Genomic DNA, 14,112 nt, shown 5'->3' with positions numbered 1-14,112 from the left:
TGGTCCGAAATACCCCCGGGGGGTCAGGGGGGCTGGAAGCCCCCCTGCTCTTTTGCAGCGCCATTGGTTCAAGCCCAATGGCAGCGGGACAGGCAGCCCCCCTGCTGTGTTCAGCTGCGCGCCTCGCGGATCAGGCGCAGGATGTCCTGGGCGGCTTCCGGGATGTTGGTGCCGGGGCCGAAGATTGCCTTGACGCCTTTGGAGTACAGGAACTCGTAGTCCTGCTGCGGGATCACGCCGCCGCAGATGACCAGGATGTCGCCCGCGCCTTCCGCCTTCAGCGCCTCAACAAGCTGCGGAGCCAATGTCTTGTGGCCTGCCGCCTGGCTGGAGATGCCGATCACGTGGACGTCATTGTCGATGGCGTCCTGCGCGGCCTCGGCGGGGGTCTGAAACAGCGGGCCGACGTCAACGTCGAAACCGATGTCGGCGAACGCCGTCGCAATCACCTTGGCGCCGCGGTCGTGGCCGTCCTGGCCCATCTTGACCACCAGAAGACGCGGGCGGCGGCCCTCTTCTTCGGCGAAATCCTCGATCGATTTCTGGATCGCCGCAAAGCCTTCATCGCCTTCGTATGCGGCACCATAGACGCCCGCCAAAGTCTTCACTTCCGCACGGTGGCGGCCGAATTCCTTTTCCATCGCCATGGAGATTTCTCCGACTGAGGCCCGCGCGCGGGCGGCTTCAACTGCGGCTTCCAAAAGATTGCCGCTGCCCGCCTGGGCACGGCGGGTGAGTTCATCCAGCGCGGCCTGGCAAGCGGTCTCGTCGCGGTCAGCCCGCATTTTCTGCAAACGGGCGATCTGAGACTCGCGGACAGCCACATTGTCCACATCCAGGATGTCGATCGGGTCTTCTTTTTCCTTGCGGTACTTGTTGACGCCGACCACCACCTCGTCGCCGCGGTCGATCATCGCCTGGCGGCGGGCGGCGCTTTCCTCGATGCGCAGCTTGGGCATGCCGCTCTCAACCGCCTTGGTCATACCGCCCATTTCCTCAACCTCTTCGATCAAGGCCCAGGCCTGTTCGATCAGGTCGTTGGTGAGGCTTTCGACATAGTAAGAGCCGGCCAGCGGATCGACGACATTGGTCACACCGGTTTCCTCCTGCAGCACCAGCTGGGTGTTGCGGGCGATGCGGGCCGAGAAATCGGTGGGCAGCGCGATGGCTTCATCCAGCGCGTTGGTGTGCAAGCTTTGCGTGCCGCCGAGGACTGCGCTCATCGCCTCATAGGCGGTGCGGATCACGTTGTTGTAGGGGTCCTGCTCCTGCAAGGAGACGCCGGAGGTCTGGCAATGGGTGCGCAGCATCTTGGAGCGTTCGGACTTGGCGCCGAACTCGGTCATCACCCGGTGCCACAGGGTACGGGCGGCGCGCAGCTTGGCGATTTCCATGAAGAAGTTCATGCCGATGGCAAAGAAGAACGAGAGACGCCCTGCGAATTTGTCCACGTCCATACCGGCATCCAGCGCTGCGCGCACGTATTCGCGCCCGTCCGCGATGGTATATGCCAGCTCCTGCACCAGGTTCGCGCCGGCCTCCTGCATGTGGTAGCCGGAGATCGAGATGGAGTTGAACTTGGGCATCTCGTTCGAGGTGTACTCAATAATGTCCGAGATGATCCGCATCGAGGGTTTGGGCGGATAAATATAGGTGTTGCGGACCATGAACTCCTTCAAAATGTCGTTCTGAATGGTGCCTGCGAGGACCGATTTATCGTGGCCCTGCTCTTCGCCGGCAACGATGAAAGACGCCAGAACCGGGATCACCGCGCCGTTCATGGTCATCGAGACCGAGACCTTGTCGAGCGGGATGCCGTCGAACAGGATTTTCATGTCCTCGACGCTGTCAATCGCCACGCCGGCCTTGCCGACGTCGCCGACCACGCGCGGGTGGTCGCTGTCATAGCCGCGGTGGGTGGCGAGGTCGAAGGCGACCGAGACACCCTGCTGGCCCGCGGCCAGGTTGCGGCGGTAGAAGGCGTTGCTTTCCTCGGCGGTGGAGAAGCCTGCATACTGGCGGATGGTCCAGGGCCGGCCGGCATACATGGTGGCCTTGACGCCGCGAGTGAACGGGCCGACGCCGGGCAGCGTGCCCATGTGGGGCAGGTCCTTGGTGTCGTCTTCGGTATAAAGCGGCTTGACCTCGATGCCTTCCAGCGTCTGCCAATTGAGGTCGTCAACCGCCCGTCCGCGCAGCTCTTTCTCAGCCAGAGCCTGCCATTCGTCTTTGTTTGTCATCAGGTCTTCCTCTTGTCAGTGCGATACGGGGCGGGTTCGTGCCCGCCGCCAGTTTATCGGGATCATGGGCCAGTGCGGCGATGCCATCGGCACCGGCAGCCAGCCACATCATGTCGTCGGCATACGCCTCGCGCAGGCGTGCGGTCTGCGCGTCGTCAAAGGGGCGCCAGCGGCCTGAGCCCCCTGGCAGTTTGGCCGCCGCAGTGGACGGCACGCTGGCGCGCAAGTCCTGCAGGCACAGCGAGGCGTTGAGCCGCACCCTTGCGTGGGTGCGCAGCGCCTCGGCCCCGGTGAGGGCCGTCAGCTGTGCCTCGGGCCGGGTGCCGAAGGTTTCAAACGGCAGCACATGCAGGCGCACATCTGGCACCGCGCAGGCAATATCGGTGATCACATCGCGCCAGCTGCGCGGCGCCTGCACCAAGCGGTCAAGCTGCGCAGGCGACGGCACCCGGTGGCCGCGGGCAACCGCATAGGCCAGTGCCGAGGTCCAGTAGCCGTCCAGGCTGCGGATGCTGAGGGCCACGTCTGTCACGGCATTGCCGAAGGCCTGGGAGAACCGCGCCATCCGTTCCCCCACTCCGTTATAAAGATCGCCAAGCCGCAGGTTGCCGCGGATGGAGCCGATCATGTTTTCTTCGCTCACCAGCAACTGATGGATGCCCTGATCACGGCAGCCGGCAATCTGGATCTGCAGCCGCCCGCGGGCACGCTGGGCGAGGTCGCGGCCAGTCACCCGTGCAGGCCCGGGCTGGATACCGTGGAACAGCCCGCCCCTGGTGCGGAACGGCCCCCAGAACCCAATGCGCTGTTTGGCAAGCCCATCGGCGTTCTGGCGCATGTATTCCTGAAACGACGTAGTTGCGCAGCGGTGCGCACCGGTATGAAGGATCACTTTCATCATGCTTCGGGACCTCTTCTGGAGGGCCGCAGGCCGCAGCCCGGTCAAGGGGAATGGCACAATCATGGCCGGCAACCCCTCAGTATCCCGTTAACGATGATGTTTTTTGGCCAAGTTGCGGATTTCCCGGTCGCATTTGCCGCCGCGGCGCATATATTCAACGGGACAGGAGAGATCATGAGAGCAATCCTAACCGTTGTTTTGGCAGGTTTTATTCCGCTTGCGGCCCTGGCTGCAGGTGGCAGTGCGCCTGATTGGATACAGCCCGGGTATGATGTGGAACTGGAGGATTTCCAGTGGAAGCAGCGCCCTGTGGTGGTGTTTGCCGACAGCCCCGACGACCCGCGCTTCCACGAGCAGATGGAGCGGCTGATGCAAGGCGCCGAGGTTCTGAAAACCCGGGATGTGGTGGTGCTGGTTGACACCGACCCGGCAGCAAAATCGGCGCTGCGCAAAAAGCTGCGTCCGCGCGGGTTCATGCTGGTTCTGGTCGGCAAGGACGGCGGCGTGAAGCTGCGCAAACCGCACCCTTGGACAGCGCGCGAATTGTCCCGCACCATCGACAAATTCCCCGAGCGGCTGCGCGAAGTGGAAGAGCGGCGCGGCAGCTGAGCGGACCGGGCCGCGCCTGCTGTCAGCTGTTGCCGCGGACGTAAATCAGCGCCATCGCCTGTTTGTCGAGCACAACCATGGCATAGCTGTCCGGCACAAAGACAAGGTTGGACTGCGGATTGAGAATAGCGCGGTAGTAGACGCCTTTCACAGTCTCGTTCATGCAATTGACCCCGGCCAGGCCCGAGTTCAGGATCCCGATACCTTGCGGCAGATCCCGCGACATGATCGCCTCGGTCACCGCATTGGGGGATTTTCCGGCCACCCGGAACACAACCGGCTTGCCGTCTGCCAGCATTTTCATGCCGGTGTTGACGGATCGCGCCCTGCCCAGCAGCGAAGTGATCCGCGGCTGTTCCGTTGTGTGGAACACCGCAGCGGTGCAGGTGGACGAGGATTGGAAAAAGAAGGTTTCGCCAAGTTCCGTCCATTCGGACAGCAGCACGCGCACCTCCTCTTCCTTGTCGAGCGTGCAGCCCGTCAGCAGGAGAATGCCCGAAAGCAAACCGGTCATTAAGCGGGACATAGGGCACCTTGAGGAAGTTCAACCCGGGCAGGATTGCAGAAATTCCTGAAGATTCGGTGCACGCAACCGTGCGGTCCGGGGCAGGCATGCGGGTGCCGGCGGAAAAAACCGCCTGCCCGCCCGCGCTTATGCCTGCCCCGTGGTGCATTATTCGAATTCCATGATCACATCATCAACCGCCAGGCTGTCGCCCGCGGATGCGTTGATCTTGGAGACCACGCCCTTACGCTCGGCGCGCAGGATGTTTTCCATCTTCATCGCCTCGACGGTGCAAAGGGCCTGGCCCTCCTGGACTTCCTGCCCCGCTTCGACGTCGACCTTCACAATAAGGCCGGGCATCGGGCAAAGCAGCATCTTGGAAGTGTCGGGCGGCAGTTTTTCCGGCATCAGCTGCGCCAGTTCCGCCTGGCGCGGGGTGCGCACATGGACCTTGAGATCCGCCCCGCGGGAGCGGATGCGGAAACCCTGGGTGACCTTGCCGGTCTTCAGCACCAGGATCTCGCCGTCCACATCCAGTGTGGCCAGCTGGTCGCCCGGCGTCCAGTCCGAGGACACGCGCAATGCGGTGCCATCGGCGAACTTGACAGTGGCACCGTCGCGATCGGCGTCAATCACCACGTCATAGGACTGGCCCTGCAGGGTGACAGTCCAATCGGTGCCGACCTTGCGTTCATGGTTGTCCATCCGGCCCGACACCCGGGTGCGGCGGATTTCGGCAACCCGGTGCATCGCCGCACAGGAGGCGGCGATCTTGCGCAGGTCGGCTTCGGGCAGCTCAACGCCCTCAAAACCTTCGGGATACTGTTCCTCGATAAAGGCGGTGGTCATGGTGCCGTCGATGAAGATCGGGTGATCCATGACAGCTGACAGGAACGGCAGGTTGTGGCCGATGCCCTCCACCTCGAAGCTGTCGAGGGCAATGCGCATGGCGTCGATCGCCTCGGCCCGGGTGGGCGCCCAGGTGCAGAGCTTGGCGATCATCGGGTCGTAATACATCGAGATCTCGCCGCCCTCATAGACGCCGGTGTCATTGCGCACGGCAGCCTCGCCCGCGGGCGCATCCCCCTGCCACTTGCCATTGATCAGCATCGGGCCTGCGGCAGTCTCGGCCGGCGGCCGGTAGCGCGACAGGCGGCCGATGGAGGGCAGGAAGCCGCGATAGGGATCTTCGGCATAAAGACGGTTTTCAATCGCCCAGCCGGTAAGTTTCACGTCTTCCTGGCGCAGCGGCAGCTCACCGCCGTCTGCGACGCGGATCATCTGTTCGACCAGATCAACGCCGGTGATCAGCTCGGTCACCGGGTGTTCCACCTGCAGGCGGGTGTTCATTTCCAGGAAGTAGAAGTTCTTGTCACCATCAACAATGAATTCCACAGTGCCGGCTGAGGCATAGCCGACGGCCTTGGCCAGCGCCACGGCCTGCTCGCCCATGGCTTTGCGGGTTTCTTCGTCCAGGAAGGGCGACGGGGCCTCCTCCACGACTTTCTGGTTGCGGCGCTGGATCGAGCATTCACGCTCGCCCAGGTAGATGCCGTTGCCGTAGGTGTCGCAGAGCACCTGGATTTCGATGTGGCGCGGCTGGGTGACGAATTTCTCGATGAAGATGCGGTCATCGCCAAAAGAATTTGCGGCCTCGTTCTTGGAGGACTGGAAGCCTTCGCGGGCCTCGTCGTCGTTCCAGGCGATGCGCATGCCCTTGCCGCCGCCGCCGGCGGAGGCCTTGATCATCACCGGGTAGCCGACCTCGTTCGAGATCTTCACCGCCTCATCCGCGTCGGCAATCAGCCCCATGTAGCCGGGCACGGTGGAAACACCGGCTTCCTGGGCGATTTTCTTTGAGGTGATCTTGTCGCCCATGCTTTCAATCGCGCCCACCGGCGGGCCGACAAAGGCGACGCCTTCGGCGGCCAGGGCCTCGGCGAATTTGGAGTTTTCCGACAGGAAGCCATAGCCCGGATGCACCGCCTGGGCGCCGGTTGCGCGGACTGCCTCCATCACCTTGTCGATGACGATATAAGACTGGTTGGCGGGCGGCGGGCCGATGTGGACAGCCTCGTCGGCCATTTGCACATGCAGGGCCTGCTTGTCGGCGTCAGAGTAGATGGCAACGGTTTTGATGCCCATTTTCCGCGCGGTTTTGATCACCCGGCAGGCGATCTCGCCCCGGTTGGCGATCAGGATCTTGTCAAACATAGGTGGTCCCTTTGTATTCTGGCCCTTGGTCCTTGGCATTCCGGAATGCAAAACGCCGCGCCCGGGGCAGACCCAGGCACGGCGTTTGCGCGATTTTTGCACCGGCCGCAGCGGGCCGGATGTTCAGCAGTGCAGCGGCAGCGGTAGCGGCCTTAGCACTTGCGGGGATTTTGCTGGCAATAGACCAGGTTTGCGGCCACGCCGACGGCTGCGCCGGTGACCAGGCTGCCGTCCAGCAGCGCAGCACCTGCGGCGCCTGCGCCGGCACCATATACGATACGTTCGCCAGTGGTGTCGCCGCAGGCCGCCGCAAAGCCGCAGAGCGACAGGGCCGCGATGAAAGTTCTTGCCCGCATGTCCAGTTTCCTTCTTCCGGGGACGTCAGTGTCCCTGCGGAATTTGCAGGCTGGACAGCCGCGCGCAACGCTGTGCGGAACCCGCCCTTCAGTTGGGCGGAGGCTTGCCGCATGGGGGGGAGTATACGGCAAGCTTCCGCCGGTGCCTGAAGGGGAGAAAAGACGGGCAGGACGCGGATGGGGGCGCGTACCTGCCCGTTCAGGCGAAGGGGCCGGAACAGATGCTCGGCACAGCAGCGTGGCTGCGCTGCTTGACCCACGATGCACAGCCCCGGCGCTGCTGTAAGCCCCTGAAATGCAAGGGTGCGGATTTGGGCAGATTCCTGCTGACCGGCGCGGCGGCTGTGCGATTTCACGCCGAAATTACGCACCGCCGGCCGGGCAGTGGCGCAGGGCCGCGTCAGCCCTGTCACATCGCCGTTACAACCCTGACACTGTGCTGGCCGGCCGTACTGGCAGCCCTCAAAGCGCTGTGAACGGCAGCGCCGGACCGGCGCCGGGATTTGCAGCCCCGTCAGCACCTTGGCCTGCGCAAACACTGCAGCGTGAACAGACCGTGAAAATTCCGCACTTTTTCTGGCGCAAATCCTCACGGCGGCTCTCTTTGAAGTCATTTCCCCCCTGTTTGCGCACGTGGGAGTCTGGCTGCACGACACATAAGGAGGAGGGATAACCCCATGACCAAAGTGCATAGAGGGCGCTTCGCCCTGGCTGCTGCTGCACTTGCCGGCAGCGCTGGCCTGGCCTACGCGGATACGCAGTCCGAGCTGCAAGAGCTGCGCAACCGGGTCGAGGTGCTGGAAGCGGAAAGCCAGCAGGTGACCGGCGCGCCCGGCGACTTCCGCCTGGGCAATACCGCGGTCGACATCTACGGCTACGTCAAGGCCGATTTCTTTTATGATTTCGACTTCGTCCAGGGCGACACGGCCTTTGTCAACAATATCGGCGAGCCGGTGAATGCCACCGACGGCGACTTCGGCGCCACCGTGCGCCAGTCGCGGCTGGGCATCCGCACCACCACCGAGACCGGCATCGGCACCATTCAGGGCCAGCTCGAGTTCGACCTGTTCGCCTCGGGCGGCACCTCCGAGCTGCGGCTGCGCCACGCCAATGTGCAGATCGGCGATCACTGGCTGATCGGCCAGACCTGGACCAACTTCATGCCGCTGGGGCAATACCCCGCCAGTGTGGAATTCAACGGCCCGGTCGGCATCGCCTTTGCCCGGGTGCCGCAGGTCCGCTACAGCAACAGCTTTGGCGACGGTTTCGACTACAGCCTGTCGCTGGAGGAAAACACCGCCGCCTCCAGCGATCCGGTCGCCACGGCAGCGTTCCAGTACAGCAATGATCTGTTCACCGCGCGGATTGCCGGCCTTGCCGGCACCATCCAAAGCGGCGGCGTTGACGTTGATCAGACCGGTGTTACCGTGTCCGGCTCCATCACGCCCTGGGACGGCGGGTTGTTCCAGGCCACCTATGTTGACGGCGAGGCCCTGGGGCCGTTGCTGATCGGCCTCGGGGATGCGGTGGTCGGCGGCCAGGCCAACGATGTGAAGGGTTATACCGTCGAATTTCGCCAGGACATCACCGACCAATGGAATGTCGGTATCGCCTACGGACGCGAGGATTACGACCTGCCGACCTCGACCGGCACGCTGTCCTTCACCGAGCTGGAGACCATTCACGTGAATGCCTTCTACAGCCCCACCGACAATCTGACCTTCAGCGCTGAATACATCTTTGGCGAGCGCAACGACACGATCTCCGGCAATACGTTTGACGGCGACCGGGTGCAGCTGGCGGTTCAGCTGAACTTCTGACGAAACAGCGGACGGGCGGCGCCCCGGACGCAGCGGCAGGCATCGCGGAGAGATCCGCGGTGCCCGTTGCGTGATATGCGTCCGGGACGGTGCCATCAGTCAAACGCGTCCGGGAAAGACGCCTGCGCCACGGCCACGTTAATGACCAGCAGCGCCTCGTAGCTGGCCGGATCAAACGGATCTTCAGCGGCGACCACCTCGCGGCCGAACAGCCAGCTGAGACGGCCGGCATCCAGATTGCCGCGCTCGAACGGCTGGTCGCCGAACTGCTCCCACAAAGCCCGCATAAAGGTGGCATCGACGCGCCGGTCGACGTTCTTGCGGTCGGCAAAACGCTCGCGCCGGGTCAGCGGCGTGACCCCTTTGGGATTGGGGCGGCGGACGGTGAATTGAAAATCGGTGCCGGGCATACGGCCCGGGAACCCGCGGTGTTTCAGCATTTGGGTGCCTCCTGTCCGGCACCCTGCGGGCGGGTAAGGGCCGGCCGCAGGGCCGGACCCTTGTGGTCGTTACTTGTACTTGCCGGTGAATTCCGGCTCTTGCGAGATCGGCTCGGGCTCGACCACGACAAATTCTTCTTCCTGCTGGGCGCAGGCAGTGACGGCGGCCAGCAGGCCTGCCAGGGCGAAAAGCTTGATGCTCTTGGACATTTCTGTCTCCTGATAAAAAACGCGAAACCTGCGGGGGCTTGGCCCGCCGCCTGCCTCAACCTCAATGTGAAGGCAGCCCGCGGGCTGCCCGCGCCAAGGATAGCGGGGTTTGCAACCGAGTCACATGTGAATCGCGGCAATTGGCAGCGCTGTGGCTGCAATGCCGCAAGAATCCGCCGATCTGAAGTTTGTCCCGCAAGATATTGTGGATGCATCAGAAAGCCTCCCACATGCAGCCTGCGGCCACGGGGCGGTAGGCCTCGAAAAACTGGGTGGCCGCTGGGTCCTGCGCCCCAAAAGGCACCATTCGGTCCGAGAGCGAAATCACCACCCGGGCTGCGGTCAGCCCGTGACCGGCCAGATAGGGCACCGCCAAGGTCTCGCAGAGATGGTCCATGTCGGGCGCCGCCGCCTCATAGCTGACGGAACCGGTTTCCCGGGCGATTTCCGGCGCCAGGAAGCGGAACCGGGCCCAGGTTTCGCCCGCCTGTCCGGGTGCTTCGTCCAGCAGCACCTCGGCCAGGGTCACGGGCTGGCCCGACGGAACCGCAACCGGTTCCGCGGCAGAGGCGGACAGGACAGACAATGCCAAAGAGATAACAGCCAGATATCCGCAGCCCCGGCCCCCGGTTTCCCAGGCTCCTCCGGCCGGGGCTGCTGGCGCAGCGCATAAAGCGCGCGCTGTTGGTATCTGGCTGAGGCGGATCATGAGACTGATTCGTTTCCCTTGTCAAATTTTGCCGCAATTTCGGGCGTATTATTCGTTTTCGGGCCCGTTTCCGGGCATGTCTTGTCCCGGCGCCGCACCGCATGGCGCAGCCAGCGGGCCCGGTTGCCGGGGTTTTCCAGCACGTCGGCAATCAGCCCGGCGGCATTGGAGGGCACCCGGCCCATCACCTGCCCGCCCGCGCGGACCCGCAGCCCCTGCCCCGACCCCGGCCCTGTGGCGGTGATTTCCACCACCGGAGAGAAGCCCCGCATGCCTTGCAGCTTGCGCCACATGTCCTGACGGATCTGATGCGCCAGCCGCAGCGGGTCGCCCGACGTCAGCACGGTCTCCGCCGCCACGTCGAACTGCGCAGGCAGACGGCGCGACAGCGTCAGGCTGTTGTCCGTGCGGGTGATATGCCAGGGGGTGCGTGTCACGGATTACCAGTTCTTGTGCAGCGCGGAAGGGCTAACCGCTGCGCCAGGCTTGCAAATTTTGTCGAGACCTGAGCCTTCGCAATCATACTTAACAGCATCGATAAGACGGATTTTCAGTTGGTCAACGGCATCGCCATACTCACTCCTCAAGAGCGTTTGAGCAGTTTTGATTGCCTGTCCAGCTGATTGCCCTGTTTCAGGAATGACAAAAACGGTTCCTGGTTTGGAGTTAAAGGAATACGTGATGTCTTCTGGAATAATTTTGACATCGCCAAAAGTACCCGACGTCAGGACATACTGCCCTTCCCCCTTAAACCGCACATTGTCGAACAAAGCATAAGGCAAGCCTGCTTTACGGTCCCGAGCAAACCAGGAAGTGCCGATATCCCAACGGTACATCCCAAAAATGAAGCCGCCGCTTTTCTTTCTGCAGTCTTGAACCTTTCCTTTAGCCACCGGGCAAAAAATTGCACCAGTAAACGGCGCATCTTGCTGGCGGCTGTACAGCATCATCAAATAGACGTCATTTTTAGAAATCTTTATTCTCTTACCCGACATCGCCTCAGCCTCCAAACCCACGAATGAAGTGGCTGCAATGAGCGAAGAGAAGATAATTTTTTTAATTGATAACAATGCACTGCTCCTAGTTTGCGAGCCCCCCCGCAGAGCTGAAAGGCACTGCGGGAGGAGGTATTGATAGGCTTCCGCAGCCCTTTACAGCGGAATGTTGTCGTGTTTTTTCCACGGGTTCTTCAGCCGTTTGCCGCGCAAGGAAGCAAACGCGCGGGAAACGCGGCGGCGGGTGGATTGGGGCATGATCACCTCGTCGATAAAGCCGCGTTCTGCCGCCACAAAGGGGTTGGCGAAACGGTCCTCATAGTCCTTGGCGTGGGCCGCGATCTTATCCGCGTCTTTGAGGTCGGCGCGGTGGATGATCTCGGTCGCGCCCTTGGCGCCCATCACCGCGATTTCCGCCGTCGGCCATGCATAGTTGAAATCGCCGCGCAGGTGCTTGGAGGCCATCACGTCATAGGCGCCGCCGTAGGCCTTGCGGGTGATCACGGTGACCTTGGGCACGGTGGCTTCGCCGTAAGCAAACAGCAGCTTGGCACCGTGTTTGATGACGCCGCCATATTCCTGGGAGGTGCCCGGCAGGAAGCCCGGCACGTCGACAAAGGTCAGGATCGGGATCTCGAAACAGTCGCAAAAGCGTACGAAACGCGCGGCCTTGCGGCTGGAGTCGATGTCGAGGCAGCCTGCCAGCACCATCGGCTGGTTGGCGACGATGCCCACGGTCTGGCCCTCAAGGCGGATGAAGCCGGTGATGATGTTCTTGGCGAAATCTTCCTGGATCTCGTAGAAATCGCCCTCGTCCGCGACCTTGGCGATCAGCTCCTTCATGTCGTAGGGGCTGTTGGGATTTTCCGGGATCAGGGTATCGAGGCTGGTCTCAATCCGGCCCGGTTCGTCAAAGAACGGGCGCACCGGGGGTTTTTCACGGTTGTTGAGCGGCAGGAAATCAACCAGGCGGCGGACTTCGGCCAGTGCTTCGACGTCGTTTTCAAAGGCGCCGTCAGCAACCGAGGATTTCTTGGTGTGGGTGGAGGCACCACCCAGCTCCTCGGCTGTCACCACCTCGTTGGTCACGGTTTTCACAACATCCGGGCCGGTCACAAACATGTAGGACGAGTCTTTGACCATGAAGATAAAATCGGTCATCGCCGGGGAATAGACCGCGCCGCCTGCACAAGGCCCCATGATGACGGAAATCTGCGGGATCACGCCGGAGGCCATGATGTTGCGCTGGAAGATCTCGGCGTAGCCGGCAAGGGCGTCAACGCCTTCCTGGATGCGGGCACCGCCGGAATCGTTTATGCCGATCACTGGCGCGCCGTTCTGCATCGCCATGTCCATGATTTTGCAGATCTTCTGGGCATGGGTCGCCGAGACCGAACCGCCCAGGACGGTGAAATCCTGGGAGAAGACATAGACCTGGCGGCCATTGATGGTGCCCCAGCCGGTGACCACGCCGTCGCCTGCCGGTTTGTTGTCTTCCATGCCAAAATCGGTGCAACGGTGGCTGATGAACATGTCGAACTCTTCAAAGCTGTCCTCGTCCAGCAACAGTTCGATCCGTTCGCGGGCCGTCAGCTTGCCGCGGCCGTGCTGCGCGTCAATGCGGCGCTGGCCGCCGCCCAGCCGTGCGTCCTGGCGGCGGTCTTCCAGCTCGGAAAGGATGTCTTTCATGGCACATGTCCCCTGTAGATTTCACCGGGACCATATATTGCGCGGCAGCGAAGCCAAAGGACATTATCGCAAATTTGCAAATCGTTTACATACGCAGGATGCAAACCTGTAAATCAGCAAAGTTCGCATTCGGGTTCCAGCCCCTGTCCGGGGCCGGGAAGGCAGCCTCAGGCCGCTTTGGCGATCCCGGCCATTTGCCGCAGGGCGTTTGTCAGCGGTGTTTTAACCGGGGCTTTGACTCCGAAAGGATTGTCTTCGACCATGCCGATCACCGGATCGTCCTTAAGGAACTTGAGATAGGCGGCGATCTGGGCCAGCAGTGCCTGTGCGGCTTTTTTGCGGGCGTCGCCAGTGGCCGACTTCATCTCGAACAGCGCCTTCATCAGCGCCGTCTGGTTGCCGTCCGTGACACCGGCTAGACCGGCATCGGCGATTTGCGCCAGCACTGGATGGTTCTGGGATTTCAGCGCGTCTTGCAGGCTGGAGACGCCGCGGTCCACATCCTCCTTGGCGGCCTGCCAGATTTCCATTGGGTCCGCCGCGGGCTGGCCCGTCTCTGCCGGTGTCTCAATCGCTTTGATCAGAGCTTTGAGCCCGTCGGCGGCCTCGGTCAGCGCGCCTGATTTCAGATTGGCCGCGATGGCGCGGGCCTGTTCTGCCAAGGGCGCGGCCTGTTCCGGCGGCAGGGATTTGAGCTTGGCCGCCTGTGCGGTCAGCAGCTTGCCCAGCTTCGCGGCCTGTTCGGATTGGGCTGGTTCCGCGGGCGCAGGCTTGGGCTGGCCGCCCAGTTTGGCAAGGGCTGCTTCAAGCCGGTCGAGCCGGGCCGCGCAGGCGTCGTGATCGCCCTGCCCCAGCAGTTTCACGCTGGCTTTGATTTCCGGGGCAAGCTTGCCTGCCAAGTCCGGTTTGCCCAGCGCTTTGACCGCCTCAGCCGCGGCTGCGATGCGGGTTTTCAACGCCGTAGCAGCCCCTGCATCAGCGGTGCTGTCTTCGGCGGGGCGGGTTTCGGGGCCGGTTTCCGAAGCTTCGCCGTCGTCATCCGGCAGGCTGTCCTCATCGATGATGCTGCCATCGGGGCCAACAAGCACCGGCTTAAACTTGACCATGCCCTCCTTCATGAACTTTTTCTTCAGCTGTTTGACGATGCCCTTCAGCGGCTTCTCCGGCTGCAAAAGAACCTCGTTTTCCTCAACCCGCAGGGTGCCGAAACAGGATTTCTTGATCCCCGGCGCCTTTTTCATGTCGCCGCGCAGCACCTTGCCGGGTTTGCGCAGGTCGATCATCAGCCCGCAGTCTTCCGGTTTACCGGCAAGGCCAAAGGCAAAAGGCAGTTCCTTGCCGGAGGCCTTAGCCTTTTTCAGAAGTTTCAGGACGGCGTCCGCATCAAAAGCCTGATCAGGCATGGCAGGTCTCCTAAGCTGGTT

General features: G+C 62.4%; 14 protein-coding genes. 2 read left to right on the top strand and 12 right to left on the bottom strand.

Going from position 1 to position 14,112, the window contains the following annotated elements:
• Positions 1–110: 110 nt before the first annotated feature.
• Together scpA and K3557_RS05530 are read right to left on the bottom strand one after the other, a co-directional pair.
• A complete protein-coding gene (gene scpA, locus K3557_RS05535) occupies positions 111–2,240 on the bottom strand; it encodes a methylmalonyl-CoA mutase (protein ID WP_259998269.1) in 2,130 nt (709 codons plus the stop codon).
• A complete protein-coding gene (locus K3557_RS05530; RefSeq protein WP_311198495.1) occupies positions 2,206–3,141 on the bottom strand; it encodes a hypothetical protein in 936 nt (311 codons plus the stop codon). Before K3557_RS05530 ends, scpA begins: the two co-directional genes overlap by 35 nt.
• A gap of 174 nt (positions 3,142–3,315) precedes the next feature.
• Between K3557_RS05530 and K3557_RS05525 the strand changes: the two genes are divergently transcribed.
• Positions 3,316–3,750 (top strand): DUF4174 domain-containing protein, encoded by a 435-nt coding sequence (locus tag K3557_RS05525; RefSeq protein WP_259998267.1) that lies wholly within the window; start codon positions 3,316–3,318, stop codon positions 3,748–3,750.
• Between the two features lie 22 nt (positions 3,751–3,772).
• Here the strand turns inward: K3557_RS05525 and K3557_RS05520 are convergent, their stop codons facing one another.
• From K3557_RS05520 to K3557_RS05510, 3 genes are all read right to left on the bottom strand, one after another.
• Positions 3,773–4,264, bottom strand: coding sequence for a hypothetical protein (locus tag K3557_RS05520; RefSeq protein ID WP_259998265.1), 492 nt, complete (start codon positions 4,262–4,264; stop codon positions 3,773–3,775).
• 159 nt (positions 4,265–4,423) lie between these two features.
• Entirely contained in the window at positions 4,424–6,469 is a 2,046-nt protein-coding gene (locus tag K3557_RS05515) for an acetyl/propionyl/methylcrotonyl-CoA carboxylase subunit alpha (RefSeq protein WP_259998263.1), read from the bottom strand.
• Positions 6,470–6,621: 152 nt separating this feature from the next.
• Entirely contained in the window at positions 6,622–6,825 is a 204-nt protein-coding gene (locus K3557_RS05510) for a hypothetical protein (protein WP_259998261.1), read from the bottom strand.
• 677 nt (positions 6,826–7,502) lie between these two features.
• On the opposite strand from K3557_RS05510, the gene K3557_RS05505 reads away from it, so the two are divergent.
• Complete coding sequence (locus K3557_RS05505; RefSeq protein WP_259998259.1) at positions 7,503–8,645, top strand: DcaP family trimeric outer membrane transporter; 1,143 nt, start codon at positions 7,503–7,505, stop codon at positions 8,643–8,645.
• Between the two features lie 95 nt (positions 8,646–8,740).
• On the opposite strand, the gene K3557_RS05500 is transcribed toward K3557_RS05505, so the two are convergent.
• From K3557_RS05500 to K3557_RS05470, 7 genes are all read right to left on the bottom strand, one after another.
• The gene (locus K3557_RS05500; protein WP_259998252.1) at positions 8,741–9,085 is read right to left on the bottom strand and encodes a hypothetical protein; all 345 of its coding nucleotides are present in this window, start codon (positions 9,083–9,085) and stop codon (positions 8,741–8,743) included.
• Positions 9,086–9,154: 69 nt separating this feature from the next.
• A complete protein-coding gene (locus K3557_RS05495; RefSeq protein WP_259998250.1) occupies positions 9,155–9,295 on the bottom strand; it encodes a hypothetical protein in 141 nt (46 codons plus the stop codon).
• Between the two features lie 214 nt (positions 9,296–9,509).
• The gene (locus tag K3557_RS05490; RefSeq protein WP_259991273.1) at positions 9,510–9,887 is read right to left on the bottom strand and encodes a DUF6497 family protein; all 378 of its coding nucleotides are present in this window, start codon (positions 9,885–9,887) and stop codon (positions 9,510–9,512) included.
• Between the two features lie 113 nt (positions 9,888–10,000).
• Complete coding sequence (locus K3557_RS05485) at positions 10,001–10,441, bottom strand: hypothetical protein (RefSeq protein WP_259998248.1); 441 nt, start codon at positions 10,439–10,441, stop codon at positions 10,001–10,003.
• Between the two features lie 3 nt (positions 10,442–10,444).
• A complete protein-coding gene (locus tag K3557_RS05480; protein WP_259998246.1) occupies positions 10,445–11,074 on the bottom strand; it encodes a hypothetical protein in 630 nt (209 codons plus the stop codon).
• Positions 11,075–11,155: 81 nt separating this feature from the next.
• Entirely contained in the window at positions 11,156–12,688 is a 1,533-nt protein-coding gene (locus K3557_RS05475) for an acyl-CoA carboxylase subunit beta (RefSeq protein ID WP_259998244.1), read from the bottom strand.
• A 167-nt stretch (positions 12,689–12,855) separates the two neighbouring features.
• A complete protein-coding gene (locus tag K3557_RS05470; RefSeq protein WP_259998242.1) occupies positions 12,856–14,091 on the bottom strand; it encodes a hypothetical protein in 1,236 nt (411 codons plus the stop codon).
• Positions 14,092–14,112 lie beyond the last annotated feature (21 nt).

Origin of the sequence: Leisingera sp. M523 (assembly GCF_025141335.1) — a bacterium.
Lineage (GTDB): Bacteria > Pseudomonadota > Alphaproteobacteria > Rhodobacterales > Rhodobacteraceae > Leisingera.
Note: the sequence above shows the minus strand (reverse complement) of the source record. Positions and strands in the feature narration are given on the sequence as shown.

Coding starts and splice junctions, on each gene's coding strand:
- scpA (WP_259998269.1), bottom strand. CDS start 2,240: ATGACAAACAAAGACGAATGGCAGGCTCTGGCTGAGAAAGAGCTGCGC.
- K3557_RS05530 (WP_311198495.1), bottom strand. CDS start 3,141: ATGATGAAAGTGATCCTTCATACCGGTGCGCACCGCTGCGCAACTACG.
- K3557_RS05525 (WP_259998267.1), top strand. CDS start 3,316: ATGAGAGCAATCCTAACCGTTGTTTTGGCAGGTTTTATTCCGCTTGCG.
- K3557_RS05520 (WP_259998265.1), bottom strand. CDS start 4,264: ATGACCGGTTTGCTTTCGGGCATTCTCCTGCTGACGGGCTGCACGCTC.
- K3557_RS05515 (WP_259998263.1), bottom strand. CDS start 6,469: ATGTTTGACAAGATCCTGATCGCCAACCGGGGCGAGATCGCCTGCCGG.
- K3557_RS05510 (WP_259998261.1), bottom strand. CDS start 6,825: ATGCGGGCAAGAACTTTCATCGCGGCCCTGTCGCTCTGCGGCTTTGCG.
- K3557_RS05505 (WP_259998259.1), top strand. CDS start 7,503: ATGACCAAAGTGCATAGAGGGCGCTTCGCCCTGGCTGCTGCTGCACTT.
- K3557_RS05500 (WP_259998252.1), bottom strand. CDS start 9,085: ATGCTGAAACACCGCGGGTTCCCGGGCCGTATGCCCGGCACCGATTTT.
- K3557_RS05495 (WP_259998250.1), bottom strand. CDS start 9,295: ATGTCCAAGAGCATCAAGCTTTTCGCCCTGGCAGGCCTGCTGGCCGCC.
- K3557_RS05475 (WP_259998244.1), bottom strand. CDS start 12,688: ATGAAAGACATCCTTTCCGAGCTGGAAGACCGCCGCCAGGACGCACGG.
- K3557_RS05470 (WP_259998242.1), bottom strand. CDS start 14,091: ATGCCTGATCAGGCTTTTGATGCGGACGCCGTCCTGAAACTTCTGAAA.